General features: G+C 52.2%; 11 protein-coding genes and 1 tRNA gene. 6 read left to right on the top strand and 6 right to left on the bottom strand.

The features are described 5' to 3' along the window. The 3 genes from tusD to LU684_RS14515 form a co-directional block, all read right to left on the bottom strand. Nucleotides 1-393: a sulfurtransferase complex subunit TusD gene (gene tusD / locus LU684_RS14505; RefSeq protein ID WP_016488109.1), complete on the bottom strand. Its 393-nt coding sequence runs from the start codon at nucleotides 391-393 to the stop codon at nucleotides 1-3. Nucleotides 394-568: 175 nt separating this feature from the next. Further along, entirely contained in the window at nucleotides 569-1948 is a 1380-nt protein-coding gene (locus LU684_RS14510; RefSeq protein ID WP_023047266.1) for a nucleobase:cation symporter-2 family protein, read from the bottom strand. A 321-nt stretch (nucleotides 1949-2269) separates the two neighbouring features. Next, on the bottom strand, nucleotides 2270-2941 hold the full coding sequence (locus LU684_RS14515; protein WP_003251184.1) for a Bax inhibitor-1/YccA family protein: 672 nt from the start codon (nucleotides 2939-2941) through the stop codon (nucleotides 2270-2272). A 277-nt stretch (nucleotides 2942-3218) separates the two neighbouring features. Here LU684_RS14515 and LU684_RS14520 point away from each other — a divergent pair. The 5 genes from LU684_RS14520 (at nucleotide 3219) to LU684_RS14540 (ending at nucleotide 9883) form a co-directional block, all read left to right on the top strand. Then, nucleotides 3219-3308: transfer RNA gene (locus tag LU684_RS14520), tRNA-Ser, on the top strand. 240 nt (nucleotides 3309-3548) lie between these two features. Further along, on the top strand, nucleotides 3549-4958 hold the full coding sequence (locus LU684_RS14525; protein WP_104835433.1) for a tyrosine-type recombinase/integrase: 1410 nt from the start codon (nucleotides 3549-3551) through the stop codon (nucleotides 4956-4958). Next, nucleotides 4958-8356: a hypothetical protein gene (locus LU684_RS14530; protein WP_125474428.1), complete on the top strand. Its 3399-nt coding sequence runs from the start codon at nucleotides 4958-4960 to the stop codon at nucleotides 8354-8356. The genes LU684_RS14525 and LU684_RS14530 overlap by 1 nt, the downstream gene beginning before the upstream one ends. Next, nucleotides 8295-8978, top strand: a complete 684-nt coding sequence (locus LU684_RS14535; RefSeq protein ID WP_104834325.1) for a hypothetical protein — start codon at nucleotides 8295-8297, stop codon at nucleotides 8976-8978. Before LU684_RS14530 ends, LU684_RS14535 begins: the two co-directional genes overlap by 62 nt. Before the next feature lie 326 nt (nucleotides 8979-9304). After that, nucleotides 9305-9883 carry a hypothetical protein gene (locus LU684_RS14540; protein ID WP_125474429.1) on the top strand — a complete coding sequence of 193 codons (579 nt, stop codon included), beginning with the start codon at nucleotides 9305-9307 and terminating at the stop codon, nucleotides 9881-9883. Nucleotides 9884-10190: 307 nt separating this feature from the next. Here LU684_RS14540 and LU684_RS14545 read toward each other — a convergent pair whose 3' ends face one another. From LU684_RS14545 to LU684_RS14555, 3 genes are all read right to left on the bottom strand, one after another. After that, on the bottom strand, nucleotides 10191-10400 hold the full coding sequence (locus LU684_RS14545) for a hypothetical protein (RefSeq protein ID WP_232861197.1): 210 nt from the start codon (nucleotides 10398-10400) through the stop codon (nucleotides 10191-10193). Between the two features lie 135 nt (nucleotides 10401-10535). Then, nucleotides 10536-10778 carry a hypothetical protein gene (locus tag LU684_RS14550; protein WP_223849222.1) on the bottom strand — a complete coding sequence of 81 codons (243 nt, stop codon included), beginning with the start codon at nucleotides 10776-10778 and terminating at the stop codon, nucleotides 10536-10538. A 196-nt stretch (nucleotides 10779-10974) separates the two neighbouring features. Beyond that, nucleotides 10975-11439: a helix-turn-helix domain-containing protein gene (locus LU684_RS14555; protein WP_104834326.1), complete on the bottom strand. Its 465-nt coding sequence runs from the start codon at nucleotides 11437-11439 to the stop codon at nucleotides 10975-10977. A gap of 771 nt (nucleotides 11440-12210) precedes the next feature. Here LU684_RS14555 and LU684_RS14560 point away from each other — a divergent pair. Then, on the top strand, nucleotides 12211-12609 hold the full coding sequence (locus tag LU684_RS14560; protein WP_125474430.1) for a DUF6957 family protein: 399 nt from the start codon (nucleotides 12211-12213) through the stop codon (nucleotides 12607-12609). Nucleotides 12610-12738 lie beyond the last annotated feature (129 nt).

Genomic DNA, 12738 nt, shown 5'->3' on the forward strand with positions numbered 1-12738 from the left:
TCAGTCGCCTCCGAAGCAGACAAGGCGGTCGGCAACCTGCGCCGCTTCATGCAGCTGGCCAAGCCCCGACAGTTCCCACGGTTTGGGCAGGTTCACGGCCGGGCGCTGGTAACGGTTGGCTTCAGCCTCGTCGAGCACGCCACGGCGCAGGGCCGCGGCGATACACACCACCGCGTCCAGCTGGTGGGTCTGGATAAAGGTACGCCATTGGCCTGCCACGTCCAGTTCGTCCTGGGGCGCGACCACGTTGGCCGAGGCACTGTGCACCCCGTCCTGATAGAAAAACAGCCGGGCAATCTCATGCCCGCCGGCCAGTACCGCCTCGGCGTAGCGCAAGGCACGCCGCGAGGAGGGCGCATGGGCCGGGGAGAACACCGCGATAGCGAATTTCATGGCTAACTCATGCAAAGGAATGCTGCCATGATAAAGCAAAAAAGCCCGCGCCCGCTTGTGCAAGCGGCGCGGGCTTTCTGTGTATCCGTGTGTCCTACGCGACCCCTGTAGGAGCGGCCTTGTGTCGCGATGGGCTGCAAAGCAGCCCCATGGCCCTGTCAGAAGGCCACAAGACTCAACCCTGCTCCTTGCTCTCCGGCAAGAACCAGTTCAGCACCAGCGCACAGATCCCCCCGGTAGCCACACCCGACTCCAGCACATTGCGAATCGCCGCCGGCATATGCGCCAGGAACTCCGGCACCTGCGCCACGCCCAGGCCCAGCGCCAACGACACGGCAATGATCAGCAGTGCACGACGGTCCAGCCGGGTGCTGGCCAGAATGTTGATACCCGAAGCCGCAACCGCCCCGAACATCACCATGGCCGCACCACCCAGCACCGGCTCCGGCACCGCCTGGATCACCCCGGCAACGCTTGGGAACAGCCCCAGCAGCACCAGCATCACGGCAATCCACATGCCGATGTGGCGGCTGGCAATACCGGTCAGCTGAATCACCCCGTTGTTCTGGGCAAAGATCGAGCTGGGGAAGGTGTTGAACACACCGGCCAGCAGCGAGTTGGCACCGTTGACCAGCACGCCACCTTTGATCCGCTGCATCCACACCGGCCCTTCGACCGGCTGGCGCGACACCTTGCTTGTGGCGGTAACGTCACCGATGGCTTCCAGCGAAGTCACCAGGTAAATCACCAGCATCGGAATGAACAGCGCCCACGAGAAGCCCAGGCCAAAGTGCAGCGGGGTCGGCACCTGGAACAGCGCGGCTTCATGCATGCCGGTGAAGTCCAGGCGGCCCATGTAGCCGGCCAGCGCGTAACCGACCGCCAGGGCGATGACGATGGCGCAACTGCGCATCCACACTACGGGTACGCGGTTGAGGATCACGATGATCGCCAGCACCACGCCCGACAGCAGCAGGTTATCGCCATTGGCAAAGGTGCCGTTGGCCATGGCGCCAAAGCCACCGCCCATGCTGATCAGGCCGACCTTGATCAAGGTCAGGCCGATCATCAGCACCACGATACCGGTCACCAGCGGGGTGATCAGGCGTTTGACGAACGGCAGGATGCGCGACACGCCCATCTCCACGAACGAGCCTGCAATCACCACGCCGAAGATGGCTGCCATCACACCTTCTACCGGCGTGCCTTGCTTGACCATCAGCGCGCCGCCCGCAATCAGCGGGCCAACGAAGTTGAAGCTGGTGCCCTGCACGATCAGCAGCCCGGCGCCGAACGGGCCAAAGCGCTTGCACTGGACGAAGGTGGCGATACCCGAGATCACCAGCGACATGGAAACGATCAAGTTGGTATCACGCGCAGAAACGCCCAGCGCCTGGCAGATCAGCAGGCCAGGGGTGACGATCGGCACGATGATCGCCAGCAGGTGCTGCAGGGCAGCCAGCAGGCCGATCAGCAGCCGTGGCTTGTCCTCCAGGCCAAGCACCAGTTCATTGGCAGGCGCCGCTGCGCCTGGGCTGTGTTCGTGTGAGCTCATTGCTGAAAGCCGCCCCGGAAGAAAAAAGGAGCGCATTCTACGGGGTGATGAGCGATTGCGGTAGAGAAAAGCACGATGTCTGCATGATCGGCGAGCATCTGCCTGATTATCTGACTTTTTAGTCAGCAATTGCGGTTGGCAGGGTTTTGAGGGGCAGGTGTCCTCCCTGAGTTATAGGGAGGGGCAGAAATCGAGCGCCGCCCGCGCGGCGCTCGATTTATCAGGCGCTGAACCTCTATCGACGTACACCCCGGACCCCGGTCCCCTTTCGAAAACCCACAAAAAAGCCCGCCGAAGCGGGCTTTCTCACACAGCAATCAATCAGTCATCACGACCCATGATGCCAAACAGCTGCAGCAGGCTGACAAACAGGTTGTAGATCGACACATACAGGCTGATGGTCGCCATGATGTAGTTACGCTCGCCGCCATGAATGATCGCGCTGGTCTGGAACAGGATGCAGACCGACGAGAACAGCACGAAGCCAGCGCTGATCGCCAGTTGCAGGCCGCTGATCTGGAAGAAGAAGCTGGCAACGACAGCACCCAGCAACACGAAGAAGCCTGCGGTGATGAAACCGCTGAGGAAGCTCATGTCCTTGCGGGTGATCAGCACATAGGCCGACAGACCACCAAACACCAGCGCAGTCATGGCAAACGCAGAGCTCACCACTTCAGCGCCACCGGCCATGCCCAGGTAACGGTTCAGGATAGGGCCGAGGATGAAGCCCATGAAACCGGTGAGGGCGAAGGTAGACACCAGGCCCCAGGCTGAATCACGCAGCTTGTTGGTCAGGAAGAACAGCCCGTAGAAGCCGATCAGCACCACGAACACGTTCGGGTAGCCGACGCGCATCTGCTGGGCAACGAATGCCATGACACCGCTGAAGGCGAGGGTAAGCGCCAGCAGGCTGTACGTGTTGCGCAGGACCTTGCTGATCTCCTGCTGCTCGACCTGCTGGCCGTGGTGGACGGCGTAATCCTGTTCGCGCATGGCGACACTCCTTGGTAAAACCTGTGGTTTCAGACGTTCAGATGCTAGGAGTCTAACAGAGCTCCTGCAACCCGCGACACAGAGAGTTTGACAGCGTGTTTCATTACGGTATTATGGCGGCCGCAAAACGAGCTGGAAGCGTGGCCGAGTGGTTTAAGGCAACGGTCTTGAAAACCGTCGATGGGCAACTATCCTAGAGTTCTTATTTAAGGTACTCACCTGTTGCATCTTATACCACGGAGACCACCATCCAGGTGATCGCTCAGCAACACCTCCCGGGAAATTGGCAGAGTGGTTGAATGCACCGGTCTTGAAAACCGGCGAACGTGAAAGCGTTCCCAGGGTTCGAATCCCTGGTTTCCCGCCAAACACAGAAAAATCAAGGGCCTAGAGAAATCTAGGCCCTTTTTTTTGTCTCGAATTCCTGCCCTCTCCAGCTAACGCCCGTCGACGCAGGTACGAAAAATAGCGCTCAAATCATAAAGTGCAACTTGTGCGGTTGCAGCCTGTTTCGCCTTTGTGCACCATGCGCGCTGTCGACGAAAGCAGCTGCGCCTTATGAGGATATTTGAGCAGATGGTGGTAATCACAGATGGCGCTAAAGAGGATGTACTTCGAAACTGTCAAATCTTCACGCAACGGGAGGGCGTTCTACAGGCTTTTGTGCGATGACCCGGCGGTAGCTGAGTTCTTCGATCATTGGTCGTATGGCCTAACCGCCCGCTGCAGCCCTAACACCGTCAAAACCTATAGCGAAGCCGTCAAGCTGTTCCTAGCGTACGTCTATGCAGTGGCTCACATAAGAGGAGGTTTGACCAACCTAATCCTCACTGATGCGATTGACAGCTACGAGAGCTACTTGGTGTATGGAAGTGAGAGTTCAGATCCTTACATCAGTGCCGCAGCCAAAATGATCGGCAACAGGTCTATGGGTGGCAGCTCTATCAGGGTACATATCGCAGGAATTAACAACTTCATCGCAGCGAGTGAGAACTTTCGGATATCCCTGCAGCAACTGGTAGAGACTGGATATGTAAGTGATACGCTCGTGGCAACGCTCCCTCTCATAACCAGCCGGCATGTGGGAGCTTCTGTCGGGGTTAAGCGGGCAATCAAGGAAAGCAGTTGGCTGGCAGGTTGTCTTCAGGGAGGCGTGAGGCGAGTGCCAAAAGCCACATTGGTGCCTGTGTCCAAACGCTCCAATGTGACGTACACCGATAGGTTTGGTGGGGATGATCTAGTCTTCCCAATCGATAAATGCAAGGCATTGATCGAGAGCGCCTTATGTTTGCGTGATAAGGTGCTGTGGAGCTTGATCGCGGCGTCAGGCTGTCGAATTTCAGAGGCGTTAACAGTCTTTAGAGATGACGTAAAGATCAATCTCGATAAGCCGAGTAAAAGCCGTGTGCTGATAGTTGATCCCGCCACTAGACTAAAAGAACTTTCGGAGTTTATGGGTGATGCGGCTCTGTCTGTATTGAGCCATAAAGGAAGGAAAGTAGCCGAAACGTATCTGATTGAGCCGTTTGCGTCCATGTTTTGGACTTACTTGGATGAATACAGTCAGGAGCAGCGCATATTGGAATCCGCAAGGCATAGGCCAGTAAGGCACCGTTTCCTTTTCAGGAACATGCTGAATGGACAGCCGATTCCAAGTTCCTATCAAGCGATGTGGGAGCGATTTCATAAGGCGGCTAAAGCAGTAACTGGTAGGGGGTATGGATTTCACTCGCTTAGGCATATGTATGCATATTACTTAGTGAATCATTGTCCTAATCCCTTCAGGCCAGGAACGTTCGGCTTGGATCTAGCATTTGTAAGGGATGTCATGGGGCATGCGAGCACAAAGACAACCGAAAAATATGCTCGTAAAGATGGCTTTATGTTAGAGGCAACGCTTTGTGCGATGAATCTTTCGCGCATTCGTTCGACTAGTCACAGCGTCCTAAGTGTCCAGATCCAATATCTTGAGCGCCAGGTCGAGTCGCTAAGGCGCTTATTGGGAGAAGCAGCGTAATGGTTTTTAATAATGGTGCTCCATTATGGTTAGTGCACGGCGCGAAAGTTGGCATCGTTTTGCACGACGCTATTAGTCGGGTGAGAAAGCTGTACGAACGGCATGCGCCTCCTTATGCCACGCCTGACTCATTTTATCAGGTTAGGACATTTTTTAATGACTCAAATACAAACTTCCTTTTATTCAAGGAGGAGGAGGCGAACAAACTTGTCGAGTGTTGCTCGGTCGGGTGCACAGTACCAATTTCGAAAGCGCACCCGTCGTTCCCATTTTCAACTACAAAACGAGATCAGTCGGTCACTAATTTTTTTAAATTGGTGTTTGCTGTGTTGTGGATGGAGAAAAAATTAATACTGCCATTGACAGTGCGCAATGCTTACCATGTTGAGGATCTGTTAGACGCTCTTTCTAATGAGTGTTGCGTTCAGTCGCTCATGTCCATTCGCTCACTAAGGGGGCGTGGCTCTTTAGTGTTGGGCGAAAAGCATGTGCGTAACCATGAGTACAAATCTAACAATTGGCTACGGTTGTTGCTGAGTACGCATATCCACAGCGCGGAAGATTTGACATATGAGTTCTGCTTCAAAATGTGTCTTAGCGGAGGGCGCAGAGATGCACCGCTGGCCAGATTTGCCGTCGTGGAATTTCTTCTTCTGCTGTGTAATAGCGATCCTGAAAAGATAGCCTTAGTTGAGCGGGCGAAGACAGCAGTCGAAAAGCTCCGTAAAAACCCTAAGAAGCCTCTCAGTTCCGTGACAGCCTCTGGCCGCGTAATCGATCAAATTTTGGCCTACGGTGAAGGGGCGGATGTATCTCCCGAAGAAATGATCAACACTGTAGTCATGCCAGGTACCATCAAACTTGTCTACAGCATGGAGCCTGGAGAGCAATCGCCTTTATATGTGATGCTTCCAGAGGTTGTGACCAAATTTTGTGAGCAGGTAAATGCGGTTTTTCGTTCGTTTACAATGTCGAAGCGGTTGCAGAATGATAAGAACGAAGTGTTCGCTTTAAATTTGCTCTTGAGTTATCTAACGGCCTATTTGCCGAATTTCTTTATTCGGCGTGACGCTAGTTTGAAAGGGTATCCAAAAAATTTTAACGAGTTTTCATGCGTAATCTACTTTACACGGGAATACACTTTTATTGATGGCTATGGCAATTATGAAGCTGCGCCCCCTATGTCGTTCCTGAAATTTCTTTCCATTTATTCTCGCATTCATAACTACAGTCCGGAGACACATTATCAAAGGGTGAAAACCTACGATGACTTCTGTGATTTTGTTGTGCGGACTCAATTGTCTCATGAGAATGCTGAGAAATTTGTAAATACCTTTAGCACGGCATGCTATCCAAAAATTCAGGGGCGTGTTAGCACGGCCAAAAGGCCGATTCCGCGAGCTTATTTCAAAGTTTTCTTGGATATGCTGTATTCGTTGGAATATCTAATGATACATCTGAACGAGATGGCTTCGGGAGTGATGCCTGGTGTGTTAGAAGGCCGCCTGCATTGTCCCACCCTGTTCGAGCTTCAAGAGGTTGCAGCGTGGGAATCGATCTGGGGTAAGTCAGGGAAAGCCTTTGGCCTGATAGATCTCAGTGTGTTGAACTATTGTCCAATTTTTTACCAGGATGGAAAGGTCTATCGGTTTGAGTTTATTCCTCGCTTTTACCAATTGTCGCGATATGAACTGAAAGGAAAGGGCATTGTAGAGAGGGTCGTTCCCAATCATGTAAGAGTTACTATTCTCATGTGCGAGACCGGGCTTAGGCAGCATCACCTTATCTGGCTCGATAAGGATCGCTTTGATCAAGCCTATGATCCCACCTGCGGTAGTCTCTTGGCGCCACTCTTTGTGAGCAGTGATAAGGCTCACGGAGAGTGGACTGCGATCGTCAATAAACACATCTTTGCGTTGCTCGAGCGACAGAGGGATTGGTACGATCAGTGTATTTCCAAGGAGTATCAAGAACCCCTTCCTTACGGGATGAGCGAAGGGTCTCGCTTCGGCAGCTACAAACCTTTATTCAGGGCCCCAAATGAGGCCCCCACTACTTGGGCGAATTATCGTTTCTTTCCCCGTTATTTGGCAATGTTGCAATATGCAATCGTAAACCAATTCGACAATGACTCTCTTCCTGATCTTGTTTATGTCAAGGGGAAGCTAAAAGGAGATGATCGTGAGCGACTTCATTATACGGATGACCTAATCAAAAATATTGGGCTTCACCGTATTGGAAGTGTTCATACGCCTCACAGTTTGCGTGCTGGGTTCATCACAGAAGCATTGCGATTCTTGCCACCAGATTTGATTGGTACTCATCTCACTGGGCAAACCGCGCAATTGGTATGGTATTACAGGGTGTTTGATCGGGACTCGATTCCGGATCACCAAGCGCTGCTAGCAAGCTATTTGACGAAAAACACTCAGCGACTGGAGGCCGGCGAGGCGCCAGAGTTGGCAGAGGCTATCCACCTGATCAACGAGAGGTTACGCACCGATATTGAGAAAGATCCTGTGAAGGCGATCGATACACATCGATTGATTAGTATCGTGGGCGTACAGGAGGACAAGACTGGGGTAGAGCTTCTGAGAGCGAAGAAAGAAACGGAGCTTGCCTTCAATGCTGGGCATATCTGTGCATTCGGAAATCGTTGTCCCAAGGAAATTGTAGTGCAATATGGGCTTAATAGGCCTTGCTCTATTTGCCCTTACGCTATGCGCGGTGTAGTACATCTGCCGGCTGTTAGTGCGGAGAAAGACAGATGTAAGGAACACATGGTAGCGGTGGTCAAGAAAATCAGCCATTACAAACGACTTAAGAAGAGACCGGTGAGCCGCGGAACTATTGATCGCCTTGAGCAGGAGCATGATCATTACGCACGTGAAGCTTTCGCTCTGGAGGCGATTGAGCAGCAGCTCTACAAGATGGCCTCCGAGGGAAAAAACGCTAGTTACTTCGCCAAGGATGGGGCTACCGTGGTAGGCCATTTGCGACGAGTGGAGCTGTCGAGCGCTGAGCATCTGGTGAAGCGCATCGTTGATGTACAGAATTTTCCTGAGACCTCTAGTCCGGAACTAGACACTAAATTCGCCTATTTGCGAGCGATATTACAGATGCACGAAGGAGATCTAGGCAGCCTCATGCAGATCGGCGAGGGCTTGCCTGGTATCCAACTGGCCTCCCAAATCAGCAGTATGATAAATTCCGGAGCTTTGGACGTCATGGACGTCTATAGGATCGGGCAGATGGCTGACACTCCAGCCAGTCCCGGAAGACCCAATACTTTTATTCAGGATAGTATTGGATTTAAGGCTCGGGAGGAAAGAGGTATTGGTTCAGAGAAAGGACACCTTCGTCGCTTATCGTCAAGCTCAGAAGAAACAGAGAGTTGAGTTAATAGCTCAAGCTCTGAAGATTCTCTCCAATGGCAAGTACGCGAATGTATCGCGTCTCGCGAAAGATGTATCAAAACTAGTTTCTGAGTTTGAGCTCCAACGCCATCTCTCGCTCGATGAGGGCGAGAGAGGCGAGGTTTTCAAGCCGATGAGTCATGTTACGTTGTTGCGTAGTGATGACTATCGCCCACTTTTAGAAAAGGCATTAGCAATATCCCCAAAGGTTTCCCAAAAAACGGAAATTAGTATATCCGAGCTAGAGGCGTGTAAGATCAGAATAATGAGTTTAGAGACTCAAAATCAGCTTCTTAAGGAGAAGATACGGGCAATTGATTTGGGTATGACCTCTGAAGCTAACTTTGCGCGTTTGGGTTCTAGTGCATCTGTAGATTCGAGGGTATTTTATCAGAAGCTAGAATTGCTTCTGGCAATTTTGGATGGAGTTCAAGAGCAAGTTAACAAAGCATTCAAGACGGTGCTTGAAGGCGATGAAACTGACTATTACCCCAAGGCAGGTTTGTATGGGCCGAGCGGTATTATTGTAGAGCTTTCAGCTTTGCATGAGCTGAGCTCGATTCGTCAGGAGGTCATTGAATGGTTTGAACGAAATTCTGAGTGAAGGGTTGGTTAAGGCAAGTATGAATAATCATACTTGTCAGATTGGCGTGCCGCTTTATGATTTCTTATGACTTACTGTTTTTCAGTGATTAGGTCGAAGGTGGAAGTGGCTGTTGGTGGGTTTTTTATTTTCGCACTGATCGGCTCTAAAGGTTGATCCGGCAAATAGCTTTCTTCGGGGCAAGAATCGTCTTCGTTGTTCAACCCTGTTCGACCTTCTCAGCCGCCTCGTCGCAGACGCTACTACGTCCTGGAGCCTGCGTGCTTGTCACTCGAGTCACTTTGGATCTAAACGAACGAGGCGCGGGGTAGAAAGGCTGAGCAACCATGGCCAGTTGGCAAAAACCAGCGGGGGCTCTTGTATATTTCATCTTTATCATAATTGACCAAAAAGCTATGATTGCGACTCTACATCCTCCTCCTGTGCAGATCACATCCAATCCATCTTCTCCTATGGTCGACTGGCAGCCTGGCAGCCCGATTCCTTGTGACAACTATGTGGATCACCGTGACACTCCTCCCGAAGAACTGTCTTTCCTGGATGTCCAGAGAATCTGGTGGATAGTTGCCTCAAGATTCGAGTATGGGCAGCTTCGAGATGCACTACTGCCTGTTATCAAGTTTCGCCGCGATTGGGGTTGTTTTATTTATCAGCCAATTGCTGAGCTCGCGGGGAGATGTTGTTATCCGAAACCGGTGATCAAGTTACTAAGCGAGCTTCTCCCAAAAGGCGTCATTATTTCAGTAGACGACGAGGAGAGTCGAATGAGCGATGTATACAACATGCTTATCATTCAGGCTGACATATGGCACGAACTTACTTGGAAAGCTTTCGAGCTCTGTCCGTTAGAGGCTTTATCTGATGAGTTACTCGAAATTCGACTTGCACGTGATATTGGTCTTTAGGCAATTCAAGCTAACTTTGCCATCGCAAATGTCGCCGGTTCAAGCATTATTCGGCGCCTAAACAGGATACTCTTGACCCAGCACGTTTTTGAATTCGTTCACGCCTCCGCCGTTTTTTGTAGGCGCGCAGACCTCCTAGTCAGCATGGTGCTATTTGGTTGCTTTTTGGAATCGCTCGTTTCGACTCAACAGTCTGCATATAGGCGGCCTCCGCCCAATCCAACAGTTCCTCTAACCCGGATTTCTTCACTTTCTGCTCCATTTCATAACTTTCAAACATCTCCCCATCTACCAATGAAACCAGATGCTAAAAGAACCGGCAATTCTTCTGGTCGAGGTTCTGCCAGCCACTCGTGAAGTCGCGGGGTAGGGGAGAGCTCGTTAAAACCGACTGCGGGATGAAGAACGGGCAGGACATCTCGCTGGTCACATCGAACCCGTCACGGCTCGCAGTCTTGGCGAAGTCCATGCACATCAGGCTAGGTCGATGCAGCAGCTGCACTGGGGCTTGGAGCACGTTGCTTTCGTTCAGTTGCTGAGTTCCCAGTTGTCAAAGCTGCTGGCGAACTCGTCGGGCACCACGTATACATCTGGGAAAAACCGAGTGAGCAAGCCATTCGGATCCGGCTTCAACGGCTCCTGCCCTTGTGATTCAAAAAAGAAGTCCTGGGCGATGCTGTTGCAGACATCTTTTCAGGCGTAGAAGCTTTGCGATCGCCGCTAGATTCCTTGCGATTGAAGCTTTGCCGACGCCGCCCTTGATATTGACAATGCCGATGATGAACTTGCCGTTCGGCAACCTTATCCATGATCGTTCTTCGCGGATCAGCTTTGAGCGCACGAGCTCAGCGATCCATCCCATCGGAAACGGGTCGACTGGCGTGGTGTCGTTCAACAGTCGACTGATGGTTCTGGGACAGTGCGCTTACCGTCCTCCCGCAGGGCGCTGACCTTGTCGACCAGAGCCACACCGCTGAGCTCTAGGTAGTTCATGGCGCGTTTCAGCAGAATTGCATTAATAATTGCCTTGATCTTCGATCAATTTTCGACCCTATGAATTTGACCATAGATCAGAGGGCAAAAAGGGGCACTCAGTGCCAGAGCAAGTGAACCGTGCCCTTGCTCAACCGAAGCTCCCGGGCCGTTGCAGATTGGGTCATGCCTTTAGCCTTGCACGCCTGCACCCGCGCTAGCTTCTCCGCATCTGCTGGCCGGTGAGGTTTACGCTTCACAAGCTTTCCATCAACTAGATGCGCCCGAATCACCTCAAGCTTCACGGCTTCACCCAGTTCATGGATTTCATCGTGGGCCCGCTGCAGGGCTTCGTCAGCGGAGCACTCGTCGTGAGCGGATAGAGTGAGGGCAATCAGCGTCAGCGGCGACAGGCCAAGGCTGAGCGCGAGTTCATTCAGCTTGTCCAAACTTACGTTGGAGCTGCCATTTTCCAGGTGACCCAGGTAGGTGCGGGATGTGGCGGTGGCCACGTTTTCCTGCGTGCGAGACTGTGCCTCGCGGACGGATCGAAGCATTGCAGCAAATGCCGGCTTCAGCGACATCGGATCGCCTCCCGAAAAGAGAAGGATCTGGCCATGTTGCTGCGTTCAGTTACACCGTATATAGTTATCGTAATTGAGCGGGTTGGCAGACTCGTTTCGGCCAGGCATTGAGCTGCAGAGGACATCCTTCTTTTGCCGAGTAGATTGTTGGATAGGTGACGACTTCAATTTACCCCTAAATCGATCGTCTGGCAGAGCAGCGTTTAGCGGCGTAGCAGAACAGGGTCAGCGGCCCAGCAAGTTAGCAGCAACGGCCAGGCCAACGCGCCGCATTGATGTGAACGAGGTGAACGTGAAACTCCGTCTGTACAGCGACCTGCATATCGAATTTCAGCTGTTCCATAGGGGCCTTGAAATGTCCAGCGATTTTGAGCTTTTGGCCAGCCTGCAGTCACCGATGGAAACGGCACCCGGGCCAGTGCCTGCCACCGTGGAGCGGGCGATGGCCACAAATTTTGGTATCCCAATAACAGGCTTTCTCTGTAGTGTTGTCTTCGATCCGTCAATCAATTGCATAGTGGGCATTGTGTATCGCGAGAGCCGCGGCCGATTCCGAGATGGTTCGACAATCCGAACGTCTCCATTGGGACGGCGCCTAGAGCATGGTGCGTACCATCTGTTTGAGACGAGAAATGGAAGCGTCTATGTCCTTTGCGACTGGGCGCTGGAAGGTGGAAGCCCTCAGTTCGAGGGCGCCCTTCACTAAGGCCGGCATATCCCGCAACGAAGCGATGCAAGATGTAGCGCGCTAAGACGAAACAGGTAGGTACAGTGGAAGCAGCGTTGGTAGCAGACTTTTTATCCGGATACAGCTTTCCCCTGGAAGGGGATGGCCAACCAGATGACGTGATTGTGGATACGGCATGGACAAATAATCAGGGCCGACCATTTTATGTTGTCCGGGATTGGCTCCTACTCGACATCATGGTGCCTAGCGATGTTGAAGATGATCTCAATGCTATGGGCCTACAGCCAACGGTGGTTTTTGCCAATACTGTGGTGTACGACAGTAGAGTTCTAGGCTCCCGAGCAGGTGCAATTCGCTCTAGCTTCCAGCGTGTACTAGATGATTGCACTTTTGAAAGCATGAATACGAGTTACATCTTAGCCGGGCCAGGGATAAGAAAACATGTGAGCCTTCCTGCACTCCTAGCCTTGGAAAATGCCTAAACGCAACCAATTCGCCATACGCTCAAGAGATGATAATCATAAGGCGAAGGAGGGCGGTCTCAGTGACCAAGTGCAACACCCGAGGTAAGGTGCTGCATGACTACTCACTACACCCACTTGACCATCGAA

Source organism: Pseudomonas sp. NMI542_15, assembly GCF_021283425.1.
GTDB classification, from domain to species: Bacteria; Pseudomonadota; Gammaproteobacteria; order Pseudomonadales; family Pseudomonadaceae; genus Aquipseudomonas; species Aquipseudomonas fortuita.